The organism is Gilliamella sp. LMG 34359, from assembly GCF_984569085.1.
Window position 1 is genome coordinate 2,463,606 of sequence record NZ_OZ474906.1, and the last position, 22,657, is coordinate 2,486,262.

Sequence of the window (22,657 nt, forward strand, 5' to 3'; positions counted from 1 at the left end):
AACAAGTATATTTGTTAATTTGGTCTGACTTGCCCTGCTTTCCAGTGCTTCCGACAAACTGAATGGTATTCGCTATCCCCTAAATGTATCGAATTCCCATATTTAACTATTTGTCCATTTTCACCTTCTAAAAGAATCATTGTGGCTTTTTTACCACACCAACAAACCGTTTTCAGTTCTCTATAATTGTCAGCTATTTCTAATAGTGTTTTGGAACCTTCAAATAAGTGTCCCATATAATCTGTTTTTAGACCAAAGAACATCATTGGAACGCTAAATTCATCACATACGTCAGATAATTTCCAGATGGTTTTAGAGGATAAAAACTGACTTTCATCAATCAAAATACAAGCATAGTTATTTCGTTTTATCTGTTCGATGATATCATCAACAGTATTATCATCAAGTTGTAATGCTTTTTTACGTAAACCCAATCGAGAGACAATTTCAACAGCCGAGTCTCTTGTATCGACCGATGATTTAAGTAATAGTGTCTGCATATTATTGCTTAAATAGTTATGATCGATTTGTAATAATTCAGTAGATTTTCCAGCGTTCATCACGCCATAAATATAATAAATTTTTGACAAAATTAGCGTCTCAAAAAATAAATAGTAATAATCGTTATCAGAAAAATAAAAGGTAAGTTTTACAACTTACCTTTTGTGGGTAAAAAAACTATTTTGCTTTACCCTGGTTGGCTACCGCTGCTTGTTTAGCTGCGATTTCATCGGCATTACCTAAGTAATAATGCTTAACCACTTTCATGTTGTCGTCAAATTCATAAACTAAAGGTACACCAGTTGGGATGTTAACATCGATAATGTCATCATCACTGATATTGTCTAAATGTTTAACTAGAGCACGAAGAGAGTTACCGTGAGCAGCAATAATAACACGTTCACCTTTTGCAACACGCGGGGCAATAGTTGATTCCCAGTAAGGAAGTACACGTTTAATAGTTAATGCTAAGCTTTCAGTTAAAGGTAACTCTGATTCAGGTAAGCTGCTATAACGTGAATCATGACCAGGGAAACGTTCGTCTGATTTTTCTAACGCAGGAGGGGTAATTGCAAAACCGCGACGCCATAATTTAACTTGATCATCACCATATTTAGCAGCAGTTTCAGCTTTATTTAGACCTTGTAACGCACCGTAATGGCGTTCATTTAATTTCCAATTCTTTTCAACAGGCAACCATGCTTGGTCAACTTCATCAAGAATGTGCCATAATGTATGAATTGCGCGTTTTAATACTGAAGTATATGCATAGTCAAATGTAAAACCTTCTTGTTTTAATAATTTACCTGCTTCAGCAGCTTCCTTGTTACCTTTGTCAGATAAATCAACATCAGTCCAACCACAAAAACGGTTTTCCTGATTCCAAACACTTTCTCCGTGACGAATGAGAACTAATTTTTTTACTGCCATGAATATAACTCCTTTGTTACATAAAATAAAATGGATAAATGAATTTGGTTTTCATTAAAAATGTACGTTTTAATTAGTACATTTTTAATGTTTTAATCATTTTTATTTATTTAAAATACTTACTAATTTGATAAGTATTTTAATGGATCGACTGATTGCGCTTTATAACGAATTTCAAAATGCAATCTTACTGATGAGGTCCCGGTTGCGCCCATTGTGGCAATTTGTTCACCTGCTCGAACATTTTGTTGCTCTTTAACTAAAATAGTTTGGTTATGCGCATAGGCTGTTAAATAGTCATCGTTGTGTTTCACTATAATTAAGTTACCATAACCAGGCAATGCATTACCAGAGTAAACCACTCGCCCATCAGCTGCAGAAACCACCTTATCACCTAAAACACCTGAAATATCAATACCTTTAGTCGAGTTTGAAAATTTTTCAATAATCTTCCCTTGTGCCGGCCATTGCCATCTAATATTGGCCACATTAGATGTTGTACTGGTCTGAGTTGGCTGCTTAGCTGGTGTCGTCGGTTGAGAAACTGGTTCGCTAATTGTTTCAACCGTAGTAGTTTCTACGCTTGGAGTTTTAACTGTTGTCGTTTGAACAGTTGTCGTTTTAACCGGAGTTGATGTAGTTTTTTTAGTTTTAACAATCGTGGTACTACCACTTACATCAAGTACTTGACCTACATTAACTGCATAAGGTTCTTTAATGTTATTTTTAGCAGCTAGTGCACGATAATCATTACCAGTTACCCAAGCAATATAAAATAATGTATCACCTCGTTTAACAGTATAGGTATCGCCTTTATATCCCCCTTTAGGGATATTATTATAATCTCGATTATAAACAATACGCTCAGTAGATGTAACAACTTGTTCTTGATCAGGGTTAGAGCTAGTCGCCGTTGAAGAACGAGAAGCTGTTGTTGCTGTAGGATAAGTCGAAGAGGACGCCCCTCGACTACCAGTAGAAATATCTTTAGGCGGCTTAGAATAAACCGATGAGGTTGAAGAGCCCTGACTAACAGAGATATCTTCTATTTCTGCTGGATTAGTTTGCGTACACGCAGCAATCATCAGACTTAAACAACTTAATGTGATAACTTTTTTCACAATTACACCTTTCATTAATTCGTATAGTTTTAATAAACATATTTTATCGTTTTTATAACAAATTGCTATTATATTAATTACTGATAAGCTAAATCAATAAAATCACTTCTAAAAATGCTGATTTATTAGTTAACAGCTAGAAATTCATCAAAATTCGCAATTTATTATCACATAATATAGTATAATTAAACGCAAAAGTATAATTATTAACCAGCATTAAATCTGCCAATTAATAATCAAGTTAACAATTATCTAAAAGATACTCTTAATTAATTGATTGCCGCTAAGGCGATTTTCGCTATTAACAGTATATACAATCAATGTTTGGTATAGTATATTTCTTGCTTAAAATCGACAAAAATCTGAAATAATGACTCTATATATTGTTGCAACCCCTATTGGAAATTTAGAAGATATTACACTGCGTGCCATTAATACGCTTAAACAAGTTGATCTAATTGCCGCTGAAGATACCCGTCATAGTGGACTACTTTTACAACATTTGGCAATTAAAGCCAAACTCTTCGCCTTACATGATCATAATGAGCAAGAAAAGTCACAACTATTGATTGAAAAACTAAAATCAGGTTTATCCATTGCTTTAATATCGGATGCAGGAACACCATTAATTAATGATCCTGGTTATCATTTAGTTAAAGCTTGCCGTGAAAATAATATTAATGTGGTACCTATTCCCGGTGCTTGTGCTGCTATCGCAGCGCTATCTGCTTCTGGTTTGCCTTCTGATAAATTCAGTTATGAAGGATTTTTACCCGCCAAAACAAAAGCCCGACAAGATTATCTAACTACATTACTAGATGAACCAAGAACGATGATTTTTTATGAATCGACACATCGACTTTTAGATACCTTGCAGGATATGCAAACCATTTGGGGAAGTGATAAGCAGATCGTGCTAGCCAAAGAGCTAACTAAAACTTGGGAAACTATCGTCAATTTTTCCATATTAGATCTGATTAATTGGTTACAGGAAGATAGTAATCGCCAAAAAGGGGAATTTGTACTGATTGTCGAGGGTAATAATAAAACTGCTGATGCAATTGATCCAAAAGCAATTAATACGCTAAAACTACTGCTCAAAGAGTTACCATTGAAAAAAGCGGCGGCAATAACGGCTGAAATATATGGACTGAAAAAGAATCAGTTATATCAACTCGGTTTAACCTTTGAAAATTAAAAAAATATCTGACAGTTAATTATCTGATTTTGATAATCAATTTTTAGCAATATTCTCTATTGATTTGATTAAACTTTTTTTAAACCACGTCAGCATTGGCACAATGAGCTCGATTTAGTATATAATTAGCGCCTATTATTAAGATTTTCATAACACAAGGTAATAAATAATATGGGATTTAAATGTGGAATTGTCGGTCTACCTAATGTGGGCAAGTCAACGCTTTTTAATGCATTAACTAAAGCTGGTATTGAAGCGGCTAACTTTCCGTTTTGTACTATCGAACCAAACACAGGTGTAGTGCCAATGCCCGATCCGCGTTTAGATCAACTAGCGGAAATTGTTAAGCCACAACGAACATTACCAACGACGATGGAATTTGTTGATATCGCAGGTTTAGTTAAGGGGGCGTCAAAAGGTGAAGGTCTGGGCAATCAATTCTTAGCGAATATTCGTGAAACCGAAGCAATTGGCCATGTTGTTCGTTGCTTTGAAAACGAAAACATTGTTCATGTTGCAGGGAAAATCGATCCGGCTGAAGATATCGAAATCATCAATACTGAATTGGCATTAGCAGATCTTGAAGCCTGCGAAAGAGCAATTACCCGTTTACAAAAACGCGCTAAAGGAGGAGATAAAGAGGCAAAATATGAACTTGAGATTCTTGAAAAGTGTCTTCCTCATCTTGAACAAGGTAAAAAACTATTACTTTTAGACTTAAGCAAAGAAGAGTTGGCTGCGATTAAATATCTCAGCTTCTTAACCTTAAAACCAACTATGTACATTGCGAATGTCAATGAGGATGGTTTTGAAAACAACCCTTTTCTAGACAAAGTAAAAGCCATTGCCGAACAAGAAAAAGCCGTAGTCGTACCAGTTTGTGCAGCTATTGAAGCCGAACTTGCTGAGCTAGATGATGCTGACCGTGATGAGTTTATGCAAGATCTTGGTTTAACCGAACCAGGTTTAAATAGAGTCATTCGCGCTGGTTATAGCCTGCTTAATTTACAAACTTATTTTACTGCTGGTGTTAAGGAAGTTCGTGCTTGGACTATTTCTGTTGGTGATACTGCGCCGCAAGCTGCTGGTAAAATTCACACCGATTTTGAAAAAGGTTTTATTCGTGCGCAAACCATTGCCTTTGATGACTTTATTAAATATGGTGGCGAACAAGGGGCAAAAGAAGCTGGGAAAATGCGTTCAGAAGGAAAAGATTATATCGTGCAAGATGGCGATATTATGAATTTCTTATTTAACGTTTAATTATGTTTTAATTGGTGCCGTAGAGTTCGGCACCTAGTTTCTTGTTTAACAATTAACTAAAATTTGTAATTTTTTCCCCTCAAAACTCAATGACTTATCATCTATCACGATAACGGACAAACGATTATAAGGAATTTCATTTATGTTATTAACCTTTGAACAAGCTAAAAAAGCTTTACTTGAAGCGGCATCATTAAATCATAAACCTTCAACTGAAAAAGTGACGTTATTAGCAGCTTTAGATCGTGTTACTGCTGAACCGGTGATTTCGCCAATTAATGTGCCTAGCTTTAATAATTCAGCTATGGATGGCTATGCGGTGCGGTTATCAGATATCAATCAGTCGAAGTCATTACCGTTAGCAACCACTATTTTTGCCGGCGATGATATCTCAAATTTAAATTGGCCTATAGGGACTTGCTTACGTGTTATGACTGGAGCCCCTGTTCCTGATGAAGCTGAGGCGGTTGTTATGCAAGAACAGACCGAATCAACCGCTACAGGTATTAAATTTCCATATGAAATCAAATCAGGCAGCAATATTCGTTATATCGGTGAAGATAGTAAACAAGGTTCAGTGGTAGTAGATGAAGGGACTCGTTTAACCATTGCGACACTATCGAATTTAGCTACACTTGGCATAGCAGAATTAACCGTATTTAGTAAATTAAAAGTCGCTATTTTCTCAACTGGCGATGAGTTATCCGATATAGGTAATCCGCTAACAAATAATAGTACTATTTATGATAGTAATCGATTTACGCTCAAATTATTATTGACGCAATTAAATTGCCAAATCATCGATTTAGGTATTATTGCCGATGATCCAAACCTAATTAAACAATCGTTAGAAACCGCATCTAAACTCGCTGATTTAGTGATTACTAGCGGTGGGGTTTCTGTCGGTGATGCAGATTATACTAAAACCGCTTTAGCGGAACTTGGCGAAATTAATTTCTGGAAAATTGCCATAAAACCAGGCAAACCGTTTGCTTTTGGCAAAATAGGTAATGCATTGTTTTGTGGGTTACCTGGCAATCCTGTTTCGACTTTAGTGACATTTTATCAGTTAGTTCAACCTTTGATTGTTGCACTTTCCGGACAGAATTTAAGCAATGATACGCTGTCGTTTAAAGTAAAAACAGCAACTAATCTTAAAAAAAGTGTTGGTCGCTTAGATTTTCAACGTGGCAGGTTGCAAATCAATTCTGACGGTGAGCTAGAAGTGGTTTCAACAGGTCAACAAGGATCGCATCTAACCCAATCATTTAACCACGCCAATTGCTTTATTGTACTTGAACAAGATAGAGGCAATGTTGCTCAAGGGGAATTGGTGACAGTTGAGCTATTTAATAGTTTATTAAAATAGCGCAACTAAAACGGCACCTGCCGCAATCATGGCAACACCAATGGCTGAAATTAATGAAATTTTTTCACCAAAGATGATAGCGGCAAAAATTACTGCAAAAACAACGCTTAATTTATCAATAGGCGCAACTTGGGATACTTTTCCTTCTTTTATTGCCATAAAGTAGAACAACCATGATAATGCCCCAGCTACCCCACTCAATGCAATAATAAAAAGTGCCTTTTTGTCGTTAAAAAACGTATTGATTAAATTTAGCTTTCCTTGTACTACTACCACACCAACCAAGAATATCGCCATGACAATTGCCCGAATTGCAGTGGCGGTATTAGCGTCAAGATGTTGTAAACCAATCTTACCGAGAATCGCAACAGCCGCCGCGGTAATCGCCGATAACAAGGCATAAATAAGCCAAGGACTCATATTAATACCTATCGATTTGGATTAAGTATTGTTGATTGTTTGAATTTTTTTGACATTGTGCTGATTTACTCATCACGCCACGACAATCTTCAAGTACGCCATGTGCTTTTGACCAATGATATTGTTTGCCTTCATCATTTTTACCACCACAAGCCATTAAACTTAAGCTTAGCGTAATGCAAGTTAGAGCAAGAATTACCGATTTCATCTTATTTCCCTCTCAAATGTCAAAATGTTATTTAAAATTATTATTGTGGATTATTTTAATGCATTATTAAACGGATTGATAGCTAAGCTATCACCTATTTTTAATAAATGAAAAACTCGATCTTCCTTTAATGAATTTAATAAAGCTGGTGGCTCGTCTAATGGCTCATCAGCTAATTCAAAAGCGCCCCAATGAATCGCTATAGCCGATTGGCAATTTAACTCATCATAAAGTTGCAATGCTTGCTGTGGATCGATGTGCTGTGATTGCATAAACCATCGCGGAGCATATGCACCAATTGGTATCAGCGCTAGGTCGATCTGTTTAAATCGGTCAGCAATTTTTTTTAAACTCGCTGAATAACCGGTATCCCCCATAAAGTAAATGGTTTTGGTTAACAATGGATTATCGATATCAGTTTGCATTACCCAACCACACCATAAGGCTTTATTTACATCAAAAACACCACGATTACTCCAATGTTTTGCTGGGGTAGCAGTAAATGTTATCTCATGAGTATTTATAGATTGCCACCAGTCTAACTCAATAATTTGCTTCGCTCCCCACTTTTTCAATTTTGCTTTGAGCCCTAAAGGAACCAAAATAGTCATTTGTGGAAAACGTGTTATAAGTTGCCGAATACTGTTAAAATCAAGATGATCATAATGATTGTGCGATATCACAACCACATCAACCATAGGTAATTGATCAATAGTAATGGCCGGCTGGGTTCGTCGTTTTGGGCCGATAAATTGAAACGGCGATACTCGGTTAGAAAAAACTGGATCGGTTAATATCCATTTGTTTTTAAGTCTTATCAACGTAGTTGAATGACCTATCCACCAAACTCTATTTCCTTCTAGGCTAATATCAATTGAGCTACACCAAGTTTGATTAAATGCGTGATATCCCGCTTTTGGTGGTAAGACTTTACGTTTAATCCGCCAACGCAAAGCATCAATTAATCTAATCGAAAAAGGTTCGATATTATCAAATCCTCTAGCTTTATGATGTGACATATCAGTTAGTTTATTAAGTGACTCATTCAGTAGTTTGTTTTGTTTACTCATTAATTTAATCTTGTTGAGGTTAATTAGCACTACGTTCAATTAGCACAGCAACATTACCAGCATTGGCAATAGCATCTGGTTTTGAAACTTTTATTTTTAACCATTGTACTGAAAATTGTGCAATGACTAATTCTGCAACACGTTCGGCTACCGTTTCGATTAGTTCAAATTTATTAGCTTCAATAAATGAAGTTATCGATTGGCAAACCACAAAATAGTCTAAACAAAACTCAACTTTATCGCTTTTTCCTGCTGGCTTATTATCCCAAGCAATTTCTAAATCAAGAACTAACTTTTGTTTTATGGTTTTCTCCCAATCATAGACGCCAATTGTGGTATAAACCGTTAGTGATTCAATTAGTACTCTATCTGTAATCATCAAGGTCATATTTAATTCCATATATTACTAATATTTAAAATAGAGATTACCGAAACTTAATAAATTACGCTATAATTTATTGCAAATTATAGTAAATAATAGTTTATATGACGCGAATTTTTCAGCCCTACTCGATTAATCAAAATAGTTTAATAACTTTAGATGATAATGCATTTAATCATCTGATCCGTGTTTTAAGAATGAAGCCCGGCGAATCCATAACTTTATTTGATGGTTCTAACCATATTACTCCCGCTGTGATCCAAGAAGTGAACAAAAAGACGGTTGTGGTAAAAACTGCCAATACTGTCCTAGATGATCGTGAATCACCACTAAATATCCATTTAGGACAAGTTATTTCTCGTGGTGATAAAATGGAATTTACCATTCAAAAATCAGTTGAATTAGGGGTCACAACCATAACACCGTTACTTTCTGAACGTTGTGGTGTCAAACTTGATCAAGAAAGGCTAGAAAAAAAAGTGCAACAATGGCAAAAAATTGTCATCTCAGCATGTGAACAATGTGGCCGTAACATCGTCCCAACCATAAATCCAGTAATAAAATTGGAAAATTGGTGCGCTAGTTTAACGAACAGTTTAAAAATAAACTTACATCCCAAAGCCGAAAAAGGGATTAATCAATTACCCACTGATAATAAAAATCTGAGTTTATTAATTGGACCAGAAGGTGGACTGTCTGATGAAGAAATTCAAATGACACATCAATATCAGTTTACTGATATTTTACTCGGACCGCGGGTTTTACGTACTGAAACCGCTGCGCTCACAGCAATAACCGCCCTTCAGGTTCGTCTAGGTGATTTAGGTTAATTACTTAAAATGAATAAGTTAACAAATGATTGCTTTGCTTATTAATCGGTAACGAGTATGATAGTTGCAAATTTGATTACTCTTGCTAACACCACCCTCTACCCTAATTTCGTATAAGATTTATTGAATAGGTAGAAAAGCATGCAGGTCATCAACACCAAATTTACTACAATCAAAAATTAGTACCATCAAATAAAATCAGTAAGGAGTCACCATGATCAAACTTGGTATTGTTATGGATCCCATTAGTCATATCAAATTAAAGAAAGATACCAGCTTTGCTATGCTACTCGAGGCACAAAAGCGAGGTTATCAACTTTATTATATGGAGATGAATGATCTGTTTTTACGTAATGGTGAAGCAAGTGCTACCACTCGAACATTAACGGTGCATAATAACAGTGAACATTGGTTTGATTTAGGTGATGATCAAACAATAGCTTTAAGTGAACTTGACGTAATATTAATGCGTAAAGATCCACCTTTTGATACCGAATTTATCTATGCGACCTATATTTTAGAGCGCGCCGAGGAAAAAGGTGTTTTAGTGGTAAACAAACCACAAAGCCTACGTGATTGTAATGAAAAATTATTTACGGCCTGGTTTGCTGAATTTACACCAGAAACCTTAGTTACTCGCCAAACATCACAAATTAAGGCTTTTCATCAGCAGTATCAAGATATTATTTTAAAACCACTTGATGGTATGGGCGGTTCTTCAATTTTCAGGATCAAACAAGATGATCCAAATATCTCCGTTATTATTGAAACGCTTACTGAACATAACCACCGTTATTGTATGGCTCAAAACTTTATACCCGCCATCAAAGATGGTGATAAACGGGTATTAGTTGTCGACGGTGTCCCTGTTCCTTATTGTTTAGCACGGATACCGCAAAAAGGTGAAACACGAGGAAACTTAGCCGCTGGTGGACATGGTGAAGTAAGAGCTTTAAGCGATAGTGATTGGAAAATTGCCAACAGTATTGGACCAACATTAAAACAGAAAGGACTGTTATTTGTAGGGCTTGATATCATTGGTGATAAGTTAACTGAGATAAACGTCACTAGCCCAACTTGTGTACGAGAAATTGAAGCTGCTCATCCTGATTTATCAATCACAGGGCTTTTAATGGATGCGATTGAATTAAGATTAAATAAAAAGAGTTAAACATGATTAGAGAATACCAAGCAAAAGATTTAGATGCCATAATGAATTTATGGCTACAAGGTAACGAGCAGGCCCACAATTTTATAGATCCTGAATTTTTTAAACAGAATTACGATATAGTTAAAATGTTGATTCCAATGTCGACGATTTATGTACAAGATATTAATGGTGTTGTCGGTTTTATCGGTTTGACTGAAAATTATATTTCTGGATTGTTTGTTGAAAAAAACTCTCAACATCAAGGTACTGGTTCGGCGCTATTAGAAAAAGCCAAACAGCACCACAAAGAACTATCAGTTCATGTATATAAGCAAAATAGTGATGCGATAAACTTTTATTTATCACAAGATTTTGCAATTGTTGGGGAATCCATCAATGAGGAAACCAATTATCCTGAAGTATTAATGCGTTGTAATGTTGAACATAAAGTCAAAATTGGTAAATGTGCATTATAATTTAACTACAATGTGAGCGTATGAATTTAAAAAATCATTTTATTATTGCTATGCCAACAGTTCATGATTCTATATTTAGTCGTTCTGTGGTGTATATTTGTGAACATAATCGAGATGGTGCGATGGGCATTATTGTTAATAAGCCTATTTTAGAACTCAATGTTGAAACTGTGTTGTCTCGGCTCGAAATCACCGCCTCAAAAAGTTGTGCTGAGCTTGAGCATCCAGTATTTTGTGGAGGACCTCTTGCTGATGAGCAAGGATTTATCCTACATACACCGCATCAGGGATTTGCCTCTAGTATACAAATTTCTGACGATGTTATGATAACCACATCACTTGATGCATTGAAATCAATCGGCTCACCTGAACAACCGAAAGATATCTTTTTAGCGCTAGGCTACTCCAGTTGGTACTCTTTGCAACTTGAAGATGAAGTCGCCAAAAATGATTGGTTAGTCACTAAAGCTGATCCACAAATTATTTTTGAAGTTGCTATTGAAGATCGTTGGAAAAAAGCCGCTGAAGCATTGGGTATTAATATCAGTACGATTTCTCATCAAATGGGTAATGCATAAACCATGGCTACCATTATAGCTTTTGATTTCGGTACGGCCAGTATAGGGGCGGCTATTGGCCAAGATATTACTAAAACAGCAAATCCGCTTTGTTCATTCAAAGCGCGTGATGGCATACCCAATTGGCAATCTATTGAAAAAGTACTCAACGACTGGCAACCAGATTATTTAGTGGTAGGCTTGCCACTAAATATGGATGGAACAGAACAACCTTTAACAGCTAGAGCACGTAAATTTGCTAATCGCTTGCATGGTATGTTTGGTTATCAAGTACATCTACAAGATGAACGATTATCAACTGTTGAGGCAAAATCACATATTTTTGCTTCGCGCGGTTACCGAGCTCTTGAAAAAGGCCATGTTGATGCAACTTCCGCCATTATTATTTTAGAAAGTTGGTTTGAAAATAACGATTCCATTTAATCAATGAGTTATTTTAGCAATAATTAGTCGCCAATAAATTTCATCCTTGCTAAAATAACCAGCAATTTTTCTACTGTAAGGACTGCTCCCCGTGTCAAATAACAAATCTCTTAGCTATAAAGATGCCGGTGTCGATATTGATGCTGGTAATGAATTGGTCAATCGCATTAAATCTGTCGTAAAAGAGACCAAACGTCCTGAAGTTATGGGTGGACTAGGTGGTTTTGGTGCACTATGTGCAATTCCACAAAAATATAAGCAACCTATTTTAGTGTCAGGTACTGATGGCGTTGGTACAAAATTACGTCTTGCGATGGATTTAAATCGTCATGAATCAATTGGTATTGATTTAGTTGCGATGTGCGTTAATGATTTGATTGTTCAAGGGGCAGAACCATTATTCTTCCTAGATTATTATGCAACCGGTAAACTCAATGTTGATGTAGCAGCAACTGTCGTTACAGGTATCGCTGAAGGTTGTAAACAATCTGGTTGTGCATTAGTTGGTGGTGAAACGGCGGAAATGCCTGGTATGTATCAAGGTGACGATTATGATTTAGCTGGATTTTGTGTCGGTGTTGTTGAAAAATCGGCAATAATTGATAGCAGTAAAGTACAAGATGGTGATGCATTAATTGCCCTTGCATCAAGTGGTGCTCATTCCAATGGTTATTCTTTGGTGCGTAAAATAATTGAAGTCAGTGGTGTAAACCCTGCTACAGAGCAATTGGATGGCAAACCATTAGCCGATCATTTACTTGCTCCAACTAAAATTTACGTCAAATCAGTGTTAGATTTGATTACAAAAATCGACGTTCATGCAATTGCCCATATTACCGGTGGTGGTTTTTGGGAAAATATTCCTCGAGTTTTACCGGATAACACTCAAGCGATTATTGATGAATCTAGTTGGCAATGGCCGGCCATCTTCAACTGGCTACAACAGGCTGGTAACGTAAGCCGTCATGAAATGTATCGAACATTTAACTGCGGTGTCGGTTTAATTATCGCTTTACCAAAACAGTCAGTAGACCAAGCTATCCAGTTACTTAATCAACATGGTGAAAAAGCATGGCTATTAGGTGAAATAAAAACGTCATCATCCGCTGAGCGAGTAATTATAAAATAACGCCTCTTTTTTTATATTATTCAACTACAACTAGTTGGATAATATAAATTTTTACATAAGTGCTGCCTATCATGACTAAGCATAATTCAGACGTTAAAAATCTTCATAGCTATTAACGCTTTTAATTAGCTCAGTAATTAATTTTTTCTCTACAGTTTACAGCTAATAATTTCCTTAGTTGTGATTAAAAACGACCAGCTACAACGAAAAATTTAACATAAAAATAACTAAAAGCTATCAGACTTTCTGGTACAATAGCCAAAAGTATAATAATGAAGTAATGTCATAACACTATAAAATACAAGGTTTTTTAATGATCATATCAGATGCTAATAGTGCGGTGTCATCTGTCGCATATCGTGCAAACGAAGTCATTGCTATTTATCCAATTACACCAAGTTCATCCATGGCTGAGCAAGCAAGTACATGGGCAGACTTTAATAAACCCAATGTATTTGGTGATACGCCAAAAGTGGTAGAGATGCAATCCGAAGCCGGTGCAATATCAACCGTGCACGGTGCTTTAATGACGGGCGCATTAGCAACATCGTTTACCTCTTCCCAAGGTTTACTATTAATGATTCCTTCGCTATATAAAATAGCCGGAGAGTTAACCCCCTTTGTTTTACATGTTGCCGCTCGTACTGTTGCAACTCATGCGTTATCTATTTTTGGTGATCACTCAGATGTCATGTCAATCAGGCAAACGGGGTTCGCTATGCTTTGTTCTAGCTCGGTACAAGAGGCCCAAGATTTGGCGTTGATTTCGCAAATAGCAACCCTTAACAGCCGAGTACCATTTGTCCACTTTTTCGACGGCTTTAGAACATCACATGAAGTTAATAAAATTCATCCAATTAGTGATGACCAAATTCGGCAGTTATTACCCACCGAAGCAATAGATGCGTTTCGAGCTAGAGCATTAACTCCAGATAAACCGGTAATACGCGGAACTTCAGCCAATCCGGATACTTACTTCCAATGTCGTGAAGCGGTTAATCCGTATTATGAAAATGCTTACCATCATGTTGTTGATGCGATGCAAGCATTTGCAAAAGAGACCGGAAGAAAATATCAACCTTTCGAATATTATGGCGCAAAAGATGCTGAGCGTATTATTGTCATCATGGGCTCTGGTGTCAGTACAACCAAAGAAGTGGTCGATCATCTTATCAAAAACGATGAAAAAGTTGGTCTAGTCATCGTTAGATTATTCCGCCCTTTTTCAGCAAAACATCTTCTTGATATTATTCCGCAAAGCGTGAAAAAAATCGCGGTGATGGATCGCACCAAAGAGCCAGGAGCTCAAGCTGAACCACTTTATTTAGATGTAATGACCGCATTTGCGGAAAGCTTTTCTCGTGGTGAACGCGATTATTTGCCAAAAATTATTGGTGGTCGTTATGGTTTATCATCAAAAGAGTTCGATCCTCGCTGTGTATTAGCGATATTTAACGAATTAACAACTGACATGCCAAAACCTCGCTTTACTGTTGGCATTTACGATGATATTACCGGTTTGTCATTACCGTTACCCGAACAATCTATACCGCAAAAATCCGCCCTCGAAGCCCTATTTTATGGTTTGGGAAGTGATGGAACGGTATCTGCGACTAAAAATAATATCAAAATCATTGGTGATAGCTCACCATTTTATGTTCAAGGTTATTTTGTTTATGACTCGAAAAAGGCTGGCGGTTTAACCACTTCTCACCTGAGAGTAAACCTTGAGCCAATTGATTCTCCCTATTTAATCACTAGCGCACATTTTATCGGTTGTCATCAAGATCAGTTTATCGATAAATACCAAATCGTCGAAAGATTAAAAGACGACGGTATCTTCTTGTTAAATACACCTTATAGCAAGGATGAGATTTGGCATCGATTACCTAAGGAAGTACAAGTCCAACTAATTAAGAAAAGAGCACATTTTTATATAATTAATGCGGCTAGAATTGCTCGAGAATGTAATTTAGGGACAAGAATTAATACCGTAATGCAAGCCGCATTCTTCCATTTATCGGAAATATTCAAAAATGATTTCAGTATTAATCAGCTAAAAGAAGTTATTGCCAAAAGTTACAGCAGTAAAGGGCAAGATATTGTTGAAAATAACTGGAAAGCGCTTGATTTGGCTATCGCGTCTCTTGAACAAATTCCGTTAAGTTGTGTTGATCAAAGTAGCCCTTCGCGACCACCTATCGTGCCAAGTAATGCACCTGATTTTGTTAAGATGGTAACGGCTACCATGTTAGCTGGTTTAGGTGATACCTTACCAGTTTCAGCCTTCCCGCCGGATGGAACATGGCCTGTTGGTACGACCAAATGGGAAAAACGTAATATTGCTGAAGAAATTCCAATTTGGAAACCTGAACTTTGTACCCAATGTAACCATTGTGTGGTAGCTTGTCCGCACGCCGCTATTCGAGCCAAAGTAGTAACACCTGATGATATGGTCAATGCACCAGAATCACTAAGCTCACTTGAAGTAAAAGCACGAGACATGAAAGGTCAACGTTATGTATTACAAGTTGCCCCAGAAGATTGTACCGGATGTAAGTTGTGTGTTGAAGTTTGTCCATCACGTGATCGCAATAACTTTGATATCAAAGCAATCAATATGCAATCACGCATCGATAATCTTGAAACACAACGAGACAACTACAACTACTTTACTGCCCTACCTGATCGTGAGATTACAACACTCGAACGAATAGATATAAGAACATCACAACTATTAACCCCATTATTTGAATATTCTGGAGCATGTGCTGGTTGTGGTGAAACACCTTATATTAAGTTACTAACACAGCTATATGGTGACCATCTGGCTATTGCCAATGCGACCGGTTGTTCATCAATTTATGGCGGTAATTTACCGTCATCTCCATATACTACCGATCGTAGTGGTCGTGGTCCAGCTTGGGCTAACTCATTATTTGAAGATAATGCTGAGTTTGCCCTTGGTTATCGAATTACCTATAACCAACATAAAAAACGGGCGTTACGTTTACTGGAACATGTCGCTGGTGAAATTTCACCAGAGATTGTAATGAGTTTACAATCATCGGATCTTTCCATTGATGAAAAACGTAAGCAAGTCAATTTATTGCGTCAACAATTAGCGCATTTAAGCTCGTCAGAAGCTAAAGAGCTAATGCAGAATGCCGACTACCTGATCGACAAGTCAGTCTGGGCAATTGGCGGTGATGGTTGGGCTTATGATATCGGTTTTGGAGGACTCGACCATGTAATGAGTTTAACCGAAAATGTTAACATTTTAGTACTTGATACTCAATGCTACTCAAATACCGGTGGCCAACAATCAAAAGCAACCCCAATGGGGGCGGTATCTAAATTTGCTGATTTAGGTAAAAATAAAGCCCGAAAAGATCTGGGGGTAAGTATAATGATGTACGGTCATGTTTACGTCGCTCAAGTTGCATTAGGTTCACAATTGAACCAAACACTTAAAGCCTTACAAGAAGCTGAAGCCTATGACGGTCCTTCTCTTGTTATTGCTTATAGTCCTTGTGAAGAGCATGGCTATGATTTATCTAAATCTCATGAACAAATGAAAGATTTGGTTAAATCTGGTTTTTGGCCACTATATCGTTACGATCCTCGTCGTGCACTAGAAGGTAAACCAGGTTTAGCATTAGATTCAAAAGCACCAAATAGCGAATCATTAACCGATGTATTACTCAGAGAACAACGTTTCCGCCGTTTAGAAACGCTCGAACCTGTGATTGCCAATACCTTACATACGCAATCAGCTAAAATGGTGAACTCTAAATTTAAATTCTTACAGATGCTAGCCACCTATTCTGATATAGAAACGCCAGCAGATAGTTAAATTTAAAAACGGATTGGTTTACTAAACTAATCCGTTTAACTTCATTAAAAACAGATTTAGTAAAATTGAAATTTTTTGAGAAATAAAAAACTCTCTAAAGTTAACCTATAGAGAGTTTTTTATTTTTTAGCAATATAAATCTTTTTAACTACCTGTTACACGGCGAGTCATCCAATAGTGTTTTTTCCAATAGGTATCATTCAAATTAGAGTAGATAACACCTTTTGAGGTGGAAGCATGTAAAAATCGACCATCAGCATAATAGATACCTACATGTAAACCACTATTACTACGTCCGGTTTTAAAGAATACTAAATCACCCGCCTTAGGCTTAGTCACTTGATAACCTAATTTAGCTTGTTCTGCAGCAGTTCTCGGTAGATTTTTTGATAATTTATTTTTAAAAAAATTCATTACTAAAGCCGAACAATCACTACCGGCTAGCGTGGTTCCACCATAACGATAGGGAGTTTTCTTCCATTTATTGTAATGTTGTTCAATTTTTGTCAACATTACAGGATCAGACTTCACAGACATCTTACCTTGACTAGTACCACAACCAAATAATAAGAATATCGATAAAATCAAAGTAATTATTGAAAATCGCTTTTTAACTCTATTGCAATTGTTGTGCAACATCGTTAATAATCGATTGTCTTTTTTTGTCATTTCTTTTTGTTCCTTTACTTAAAGTCGACCAATGCGAATAACGTCTTGCTACCTTTAAACTTTTCGGCAGAACACCTTTTTGCCACTCGTTCTTGTCTAATTTGGACAACCTAACTGGGCTAAGATTAGCATGACTACGATAATTTAAACTTTCTTTAAGCCGAACTAATCGTATAGAAAGAAAACAAATAATCGCATCATCAACACTTAGTTTACTATATCCAGAAAGCTGATAACGCATTCTAGAACCATAATGCTTTGCTGTTTGCATCAAACTGCCAACAGCAGCACCTATTAATGCGGCGGAACCAAATGATAATCCACCGGTAGCTAAATCGATGCTTGCACCAATTGTCGCTCCTGACACAAAACCTTTAGTCAAATGAATCCCCATCATTTTTAACGCATCAATATTAAATAAATCTGCATTATATCTGCCTTTAATTAAAGGCAGATTCTCTTCACTTTCTTGAGTTGAATCGAATTGATAGAGTTTCAATAAATCATTAATTGCTTTCTGTTCACGTTTTCTGACTTTATTTTGCATATCAGCTACAGCTTGTTTATCATCAGATTTAGCCATTTCATAAAAAGCAGTCACGTCGACTAATGTTTCGGCAATAATCAAATTAGCTGTATGATTACGTGATTCACGAATTTCAGCAATGTTAACCAACCAATTATCCAATATTTTTTTGGCTGGTTCAATCAGTAACGCCAAGCTTTTGTATAATTTTTCTTCACCATCTAATGGTGGAAATACCGCGTTAAACCCAATGATAGCATGAATTCCCATTCTTGAAAGTAGCCTTTTCCATTCTTTTTCATTTTGTTCTTCAGCTGAAACAAAGTTAAGTACGGCAAGAATTGGTTTATCACTATTAGCTAAAATAGCTAATTCATCGTGATATTTAGGTAGAACGGTCTCTCGCACGTCGATCACATAAATAGCTGCATCACAATTTAACACCTGTCGAATCACTTTAGCTTCTTGGTTAAATAGGTTTTCAGCTTCAGGGCTTTGTAAAAATAGCGTTAATTTATCAATACCGTCAAGTTTAGTATTTTGTGGAACCAACCGATTAATATAATCATAAAGCGCCAAACTGTCTTCAAATCCAGGGGTATCATAAAAGGTTATGTCGGTATTATCGGCTAAAGGCAGTTTGATCGACTCTACATGTCTGGTTGTGCCAGGCCTATCAGAAACCTCACCAAAATGACTATTACGAATCAATGCACGTAACAATGACGTTTTACCAAAATTTGCATGCCCGACTATCGCTAATTTTAATGAAGTTATCATATTAATCACCTTGTTCTAACCAATTAGGATTAGCTAACGGTAAAGAAAGAGATTGCCAATTATGCAATTGTTTACCTTGATTAATAAACCAAATACGACTTTGTTGTGATTTATTTATCAATTGTTGAATAAAGTTTAATATTCCGCGGTCGGGGGCGCGGTCAGTATCAATTGCAATTAACAACTTATGAGCAGGTTTTAATTGTAAAGAATCTAATATAGCCCTACGCGCTTCATGAGTATTTAGAAAACCATAAAAAGGACTTGAATCGGGAGGATTCCAAGTTTCCCCGATATCTACAGCCACTAAATAAACGCCCTGCCCATCTTCAATCTGTGATATTGGTAATTGCCATTTATGTTCACCTAACTTATCTTCATCAACCACATTGCTAAAAAGTGGTTGTAATTGCTGAGCTAGAATTTGATAATCGGGATCATTCAAATTTAATTTGATTTTTCGACTGCTGACTAGCCAAGTAATCCCACAAATAATCATCAAAACGAGCCGTATAACCAATCCATAACAGATAAAAACACCTAATAACCAAATTGCCCAAGAAGAACGAATATCACCAGGATTTAATGCATGTTCACTAAGTTTTATTACCTCATCTTTCGGCAACGAAAAGCCCAACAAAGAGGGCAAATAACCTAAATAATGGGTTATGCGAATAATGGTATCTGCACTTAATAATGTACTTTTCCACTCAAAGCTATAATGCTGCGTTGAGAACAACACAATTAAAATGATTAATGCACTACTTAAAATAATTGTCCAAAACAGATTCAGAACAAAACCAATCAACCAACGAATGCGCGAGCCAAATAATGAGATAAAAGCCGGGATCAGCTGTTGCACGGTCTTTTTTTGGTACAGTTTTTCGGCTATCCATAACCAACAATGAATTAATAGACTTCCGCCAAAACGTGAAAAAAAGAAAAATGAACCTAGCCAAATTATGAGTGTAATAAAATGAACACCCAATAAACTAAATAGCGCCCAATACAAATTGATTGGATTTTGACTCAACGCACTAAATGTTAATGAGCTACCTAAAAAAATTGATAATAACAGTAACAATAAAAAAGAGAGCTTTATAGAACGCAAAATAATTTTCTGAGCCGAATACAAACCATTTTGTTTTGACAATAGAGTGGCACGCATCACAATTCGATTAACCAAAGATGTTGGCATAGCATTAACTTGCCGATTAATGTCTTGATCAGCAAATCGCCCGGATTCTGACTCAATTAAATGAATAGTTTCAGTAAGCCATAGAGTTTTTAACTGTTCACGCATTTAAATATCGTCTTCACGTTAGTTGAGCTTAATAAAAGAAACGCGACCTAAGTCGCGTTAAAGAAGATTGAACCGTTTACTGTGTTATTTCACCAATTTTGCTTAACAGAGTTTGAATACGTTGTTGCCAAACTTGTTGATCTTGTTTTAACTTCTCATTCTCGTCACGTAATGCTTTCATCTCATCAGAACTCTCATTAATTAATTGTTCAAGTTCTTGATTACCTTGTTTTAAAATTGCAATCTCTTGTTTCAGAGTATTAATAGTGTTTACTGTGTTTTGAATTTTAGTTTCTAACTGATTCAATATTTCTAATGACATATTTTTCCTCAAGCTCAATTTATTTGGTGTATAATAACATCCATTATAACCAATTCATTATGAAATCAACACCTTTTTAAATCTTAAGTTGGAGAAAATTATGCGAAAACCTCTCGTTATGGGTAACTGGAAACTCAATGGTAGTATCGGAATGGCAAAAGACTTAGTTGCAGGGCTAAGATCTGAGCTATCAACGGAAGCAAACTGTGGTATTGCAATCGCACCACCAACGGTTTATTTAGATTTCGTTAAACATCAATTAGGTGGCTCAAATATTCTATTAGGCGCACAAGATGTTGGTGTTCATCTTTCTGGTGCCTACACTGGTGAAGTCTCAGCGACTATGTTAAAAGAGATCGGTGTGACCCATGTCATTATTGGTCACTCTGAACGCCGTACTTATCATAAAGAATCAGATGAGTTTATTGCACAAAAATTTGGCGTATTAAAAGAAGCTGGACTGGTACCAGTTCTCTGTATTGGCGAAACAGAAGAGGAAAACGAAGCTGGTCAAACTCAAGCGGTATGCGCTCGCCAAATTGATGCTGTAATTAATGCCTTAGGTGTTCAAGCATTTAATGGTGCGGTAATTGCTTATGAACCAGTTTGGGCAATTGGAACAGGTAAATCTGCAACTCCAGCTCAAGCACAAGCCGTTCATAAATTTATTCGTGACCACATCGCTAAACAAGATGCAGCTGTCGCTAAACAAGTTATTATCCAATACGGTGGTTCTGTAAACGACAAAAATGCCGCAGAACTATTTACTCAACCGGATATTGATGGTGCTTTAGTGGGCGGTGCTTCATTAAAAGCAGATGCCTTTGCCGCGATTGTTAGAGCAGCAGAACAAGCTAAAAAATAAAATATAAAAGATTAAATAAACAAATAAAATGCAAGACGCCTACAAAAGGCGTCTTTTTAATTAATTTGGGAAAATAATAAAAAATTTATTTTCCACCTTTGTCTTCATATCTTGATGGCCAAATTTGCTCAACAGGTACATTCAAATACTCTGAGATAATACGTTCGTATTTAGGGCAATGACGATATAAAGCGTTACGTAAAGTATCAGCCTGTAAACCACTTGAACGGGATAGCGCCCTTAAATTTCCGCCTCGTATTTTAATTTCACCTACAACTCTTGATGGTGTCCAGTCTTGATCTTGTTCTCTCATTATGAGATCCTCTATTAGTTAAATTTTTTTGCTATTGTACAGATTATCGGTATCATAAGATGAATCCGATATGAAACTATCAGAAAGGATAACACATAAAAAAACGAATTAAAATAATAAAAACAAAAAATCAACAATAAATGGAATTAATAGAATGAAAAGCAAAGTAAAAAAACTATCAGAACAAGAAAAAACACGAAATTTAACTGAGACAGGTGTAATAAATTTTAAAAACCGATTAAATCTCGTACTAGAAGGTCTTTCCGGTAATGCCTTTGCCAAAAAAGTGGGGATGTCCGAAGCCGTCATCCGTGATTACTTATGTGGTAAAACCTATCCATCACTCAATCGACTGGCAATTATTGCGCTAAAATGTGATGTGCCAATTGAATGGTTAGCGACAGGTAAAGGGGGATGTCGATTAGCTGATGAAAGCTCGGGTCAAGTTTCTGTTCACATACCGTTTCATAATTTAAATGAAACCAATAAAGCGTTTTCAGTTTTAGAATCAATCCCTTTTGATCTTACCCTAATTAAACATCATAATTATGATGCTAAGGATTTAGCGGCTGTTTGGGCTAAAGGCGATAGCATGGAACCTACCATATCTAATCAGGATATTATTATTGTTAATAAAGCAAATTGTAAACCAATAGATGGTTTTCTTTATGCCGTACAATATGATGACCAAATATCCGTCAAGCGTATTCAACATCAAGGTTCAAATTTAGTCTTAATTTCAGATAACCCGAAATACCCCAATATTATTGGAGACAAAAACGACCTACAAAATTTTAAAATTATCGGTCATGTAATTTATTTGTTAAAAAATCTGGATTAGAATGAGTAATATTATTAATCTTTTTTCATTTCTTACTGCATTGTTGGTAATCAATGCAGTATTTTATTGATAAATAATTCAACTTTTTCTGCGAATTATTTATCAATAAACTCATCATCAAGAAAATTACCCCA

At 36.2% G+C, this 22,657-nt stretch carries 24 protein-coding genes; 12 read left to right on the top strand and 12 right to left on the bottom strand.

The genetic code is table 11. The features are described 5' to 3' along the window. Positions 1-14: 14 nt before the first annotated feature. The 3 genes from AC5LXV_RS11445 to AC5LXV_RS11455 all read right to left on the bottom strand — a co-directional run bounded on the left by AC5LXV_RS11445 (position 15) and on the right by AC5LXV_RS11455 (position 2,552). Positions 15-590 (bottom strand): thymidine kinase, encoded by a 576-nt coding sequence (locus AC5LXV_RS11445; protein WP_146210852.1) that lies wholly within the window; start codon positions 588-590, stop codon positions 15-17. An 88-nt stretch (positions 591-678) separates the two neighbouring features. After that, complete coding sequence (gpmA, locus tag AC5LXV_RS11450; protein ID WP_110433283.1) at positions 679-1,431, bottom strand: 2,3-diphosphoglycerate-dependent phosphoglycerate mutase; 753 nt, start codon at positions 1,429-1,431, stop codon at positions 679-681. Positions 1,432-1,553: 122 nt separating this feature from the next. Then, positions 1,554-2,552 (bottom strand): peptidoglycan DD-metalloendopeptidase family protein, encoded by a 999-nt coding sequence (locus AC5LXV_RS11455; protein ID WP_493460036.1) that lies wholly within the window; start codon positions 2,550-2,552, stop codon positions 1,554-1,556. A 370-nt stretch (positions 2,553-2,922) separates the two neighbouring features. On the opposite strand from AC5LXV_RS11455, the gene rsmI reads away from it, so the two are divergent. The 3 genes from rsmI (at position 2,923) to moeA (ending at position 6,382) form a co-directional block, all read left to right on the top strand. After that, positions 2,923-3,750: a 16S rRNA (cytidine(1402)-2'-O)-methyltransferase gene (rsmI, locus tag AC5LXV_RS11460; RefSeq protein ID WP_493444879.1), complete on the top strand. Its 828-nt coding sequence runs from the start codon at positions 2,923-2,925 to the stop codon at positions 3,748-3,750. Positions 3,751-3,921: 171 nt separating this feature from the next. After that, the gene (gene ychF, locus AC5LXV_RS11465; RefSeq protein ID WP_110433280.1) at positions 3,922-5,013 is read left to right on the top strand and encodes a redox-regulated ATPase YchF; all 1,092 of its coding nucleotides are present in this window, start codon (positions 3,922-3,924) and stop codon (positions 5,011-5,013) included. A 142-nt stretch (positions 5,014-5,155) separates the two neighbouring features. Further along, positions 5,156-6,382, top strand: coding sequence for a molybdopterin molybdotransferase MoeA (moeA, locus tag AC5LXV_RS11470; protein WP_493466494.1), 1,227 nt, complete (start codon positions 5,156-5,158; stop codon positions 6,380-6,382). Here the strand turns inward: moeA and AC5LXV_RS11475 are convergent. Genes AC5LXV_RS11475 through folB form a run of 4 tightly spaced genes read right to left on the bottom strand, consistent with a single transcriptional unit; the run spans position 6,374 to position 8,459 of the window. Continuing rightward, the gene (locus AC5LXV_RS11475) at positions 6,374-6,802 is read right to left on the bottom strand and encodes an EamA family transporter (RefSeq protein WP_493466495.1); all 429 of its coding nucleotides are present in this window, start codon (positions 6,800-6,802) and stop codon (positions 6,374-6,376) included. The genes moeA and AC5LXV_RS11475 overlap by 9 nt on opposite strands. A 1-nt stretch (position 6,803) precedes the next feature. After that, the gene (locus tag AC5LXV_RS11480) at positions 6,804-7,010 is read right to left on the bottom strand and encodes a hypothetical protein (protein ID WP_110433277.1); all 207 of its coding nucleotides are present in this window, start codon (positions 7,008-7,010) and stop codon (positions 6,804-6,806) included. A 50-nt stretch (positions 7,011-7,060) separates the two neighbouring features. Next, the gene (locus AC5LXV_RS11485) at positions 7,061-8,080 is read right to left on the bottom strand and encodes an MBL fold metallo-hydrolase (RefSeq protein ID WP_493466496.1); all 1,020 of its coding nucleotides are present in this window, start codon (positions 8,078-8,080) and stop codon (positions 7,061-7,063) included. A 19-nt stretch (positions 8,081-8,099) separates the two neighbouring features. Continuing rightward, positions 8,100-8,459, bottom strand: a complete 360-nt coding sequence (gene folB, locus AC5LXV_RS11490; RefSeq protein WP_110433543.1) for a dihydroneopterin aldolase — start codon at positions 8,457-8,459, stop codon at positions 8,100-8,102. 107 nt (positions 8,460-8,566) lie between these two features. Between folB and rsmE the strand changes: the two genes are divergently transcribed. The 7 genes from rsmE to nifJ all read left to right on the top strand — a co-directional run bounded on the left by rsmE (position 8,567) and on the right by nifJ (position 16,904). Further along, complete coding sequence (gene rsmE / locus AC5LXV_RS11495; RefSeq protein WP_493466497.1) at positions 8,567-9,292, top strand: 16S rRNA (uracil(1498)-N(3))-methyltransferase; 726 nt, start codon at positions 8,567-8,569, stop codon at positions 9,290-9,292. Positions 9,293-9,506: 214 nt separating this feature from the next. Beyond that, positions 9,507-10,463, top strand: a complete 957-nt coding sequence (gene gshB, locus AC5LXV_RS11500; RefSeq protein WP_493466498.1) for a glutathione synthase — start codon at positions 9,507-9,509, stop codon at positions 10,461-10,463. A 2-nt stretch (positions 10,464-10,465) separates the two neighbouring features. Continuing rightward, positions 10,466-10,918 carry a GNAT family N-acetyltransferase gene (locus tag AC5LXV_RS11505; protein ID WP_110423219.1) on the top strand — a complete coding sequence of 151 codons (453 nt, stop codon included), beginning with the start codon at positions 10,466-10,468 and terminating at the stop codon, positions 10,916-10,918. Positions 10,919-10,938: 20 nt separating this feature from the next. After that, a complete protein-coding gene (locus AC5LXV_RS11510) occupies positions 10,939-11,496 on the top strand; it encodes a YqgE/AlgH family protein (protein WP_110433273.1) in 558 nt (185 codons plus the stop codon). A gap of 3 nt (positions 11,497-11,499) precedes the next feature. Beyond that, on the top strand, positions 11,500-11,919 hold the full coding sequence (ruvX, locus tag AC5LXV_RS11515; RefSeq protein WP_110433272.1) for a Holliday junction resolvase RuvX: 420 nt from the start codon (positions 11,500-11,502) through the stop codon (positions 11,917-11,919). A 91-nt stretch (positions 11,920-12,010) separates the two neighbouring features. Next, positions 12,011-13,048 (top strand): phosphoribosylformylglycinamidine cyclo-ligase, encoded by a 1,038-nt coding sequence (gene purM, locus AC5LXV_RS11520; RefSeq protein ID WP_493444884.1) that lies wholly within the window; start codon positions 12,011-12,013, stop codon positions 13,046-13,048. A 313-nt stretch (positions 13,049-13,361) separates the two neighbouring features. Further along, on the top strand, positions 13,362-16,904 hold the full coding sequence (nifJ, locus tag AC5LXV_RS11525) for a pyruvate:ferredoxin (flavodoxin) oxidoreductase (RefSeq protein ID WP_493466499.1): 3,543 nt from the start codon (positions 13,362-13,364) through the stop codon (positions 16,902-16,904). 144 nt (positions 16,905-17,048) lie between these two features. On the opposite strand, the gene AC5LXV_RS11530 is transcribed toward nifJ, so the two are convergent. The 4 genes from AC5LXV_RS11530 to zapB form a co-directional block, all read right to left on the bottom strand. Beyond that, a complete protein-coding gene (locus AC5LXV_RS11530; RefSeq protein WP_110433269.1) occupies positions 17,049-17,573 on the bottom strand; it encodes a C40 family peptidase in 525 nt (174 codons plus the stop codon). Next, positions 17,521-18,879 carry a DUF3482 domain-containing protein gene (locus AC5LXV_RS11535; RefSeq protein ID WP_493466500.1) on the bottom strand — a complete coding sequence of 453 codons (1,359 nt, stop codon included), beginning with the start codon at positions 18,877-18,879 and terminating at the stop codon, positions 17,521-17,523. The genes AC5LXV_RS11530 and AC5LXV_RS11535 overlap by 53 nt, the downstream gene beginning before the upstream one ends. 1 nt (position 18,880) lies before the next feature. Next, entirely contained in the window at positions 18,881-20,182 is a 1,302-nt protein-coding gene (locus tag AC5LXV_RS11540; RefSeq protein ID WP_493466501.1) for a DUF2868 domain-containing protein, read from the bottom strand. A gap of 76 nt (positions 20,183-20,258) precedes the next feature. Continuing rightward, a complete protein-coding gene (zapB, locus tag AC5LXV_RS11545) occupies positions 20,259-20,504 on the bottom strand; it encodes a cell division protein ZapB (protein WP_110433266.1) in 246 nt (81 codons plus the stop codon). Positions 20,505-20,604: 100 nt separating this feature from the next. Between zapB and tpiA the strand changes: the two genes are divergently transcribed. Beyond that, positions 20,605-21,369 carry a triose-phosphate isomerase gene (gene tpiA / locus AC5LXV_RS11550; RefSeq protein WP_493466502.1) on the top strand — a complete coding sequence of 255 codons (765 nt, stop codon included), beginning with the start codon at positions 20,605-20,607 and terminating at the stop codon, positions 21,367-21,369. Between the two features lie 85 nt (positions 21,370-21,454). Here tpiA and AC5LXV_RS11555 read toward each other — a convergent pair whose 3' ends face one another. Further along, a complete protein-coding gene (locus AC5LXV_RS11555) occupies positions 21,455-21,682 on the bottom strand; it encodes a helix-turn-helix domain-containing protein (RefSeq protein WP_493451453.1) in 228 nt (75 codons plus the stop codon). Positions 21,683-21,836: 154 nt separating this feature from the next. Between AC5LXV_RS11555 and AC5LXV_RS11560 the strand changes: the two genes are divergently transcribed. Beyond that, the gene (locus AC5LXV_RS11560) at positions 21,837-22,523 is read left to right on the top strand and encodes a LexA family transcriptional regulator (protein ID WP_493466503.1); all 687 of its coding nucleotides are present in this window, start codon (positions 21,837-21,839) and stop codon (positions 22,521-22,523) included. Positions 22,524-22,657 lie beyond the last annotated feature (134 nt).

Coding starts and splice junctions, on each gene's coding strand:
- gpmA (WP_110433283.1), bottom strand. CDS start 1,431: ATGGCAGTAAAAAAATTAGTTCTCATTCGTCACGGAGAAAGTGTTTGG.
- rsmI (WP_493444879.1), top strand. CDS start 2,923: ATGACTCTATATATTGTTGCAACCCCTATTGGAAATTTAGAAGATATT.
- ychF (WP_110433280.1), top strand. CDS start 3,922: ATGGGATTTAAATGTGGAATTGTCGGTCTACCTAATGTGGGCAAGTCA.
- moeA (WP_493466494.1), top strand. CDS start 5,156: ATGTTATTAACCTTTGAACAAGCTAAAAAAGCTTTACTTGAAGCGGCA.
- AC5LXV_RS11475 (WP_493466495.1), bottom strand. CDS start 6,802: ATGAGTCCTTGGCTTATTTATGCCTTGTTATCGGCGATTACCGCGGCG.
- AC5LXV_RS11480 (WP_110433277.1), bottom strand. CDS start 7,010: ATGAAATCGGTAATTCTTGCTCTAACTTGCATTACGCTAAGCTTAAGT.
- AC5LXV_RS11485 (WP_493466496.1), bottom strand. CDS start 8,080: ATGAGTAAACAAAACAAACTACTGAATGAGTCACTTAATAAACTAACT.
- folB (WP_110433543.1), bottom strand. CDS start 8,459: ATGATTACAGATAGAGTACTAATTGAATCACTAACGGTTTATACCACA.
- rsmE (WP_493466497.1), top strand. CDS start 8,567: ATGACGCGAATTTTTCAGCCCTACTCGATTAATCAAAATAGTTTAATA.
- gshB (WP_493466498.1), top strand. CDS start 9,507: ATGATCAAACTTGGTATTGTTATGGATCCCATTAGTCATATCAAATTA.
- AC5LXV_RS11505 (WP_110423219.1), top strand. CDS start 10,466: ATGATTAGAGAATACCAAGCAAAAGATTTAGATGCCATAATGAATTTA.
- AC5LXV_RS11510 (WP_110433273.1), top strand. CDS start 10,939: ATGAATTTAAAAAATCATTTTATTATTGCTATGCCAACAGTTCATGAT.
- ruvX (WP_110433272.1), top strand. CDS start 11,500: ATGGCTACCATTATAGCTTTTGATTTCGGTACGGCCAGTATAGGGGCG.
- nifJ (WP_493466499.1), top strand. CDS start 13,362: ATGATCATATCAGATGCTAATAGTGCGGTGTCATCTGTCGCATATCGT.
- AC5LXV_RS11530 (WP_110433269.1), bottom strand. CDS start 17,573: ATGACAAAAAAAGACAATCGATTATTAACGATGTTGCACAACAATTGC.
- AC5LXV_RS11535 (WP_493466500.1), bottom strand. CDS start 18,879: ATGATAACTTCATTAAAATTAGCGATAGTCGGGCATGCAAATTTTGGT.
- AC5LXV_RS11540 (WP_493466501.1), bottom strand. CDS start 20,182: ATGCGTGAACAGTTAAAAACTCTATGGCTTACTGAAACTATTCATTTA.
- zapB (WP_110433266.1), bottom strand. CDS start 20,504: ATGTCATTAGAAATATTGAATCAGTTAGAAACTAAAATTCAAAACACA.
- tpiA (WP_493466502.1), top strand. CDS start 20,605: ATGCGAAAACCTCTCGTTATGGGTAACTGGAAACTCAATGGTAGTATC.
- AC5LXV_RS11555 (WP_493451453.1), bottom strand. CDS start 21,682: ATGAGAGAACAAGATCAAGACTGGACACCATCAAGAGTTGTAGGTGAA.
- AC5LXV_RS11560 (WP_493466503.1), top strand. CDS start 21,837: ATGAAAAGCAAAGTAAAAAAACTATCAGAACAAGAAAAAACACGAAAT.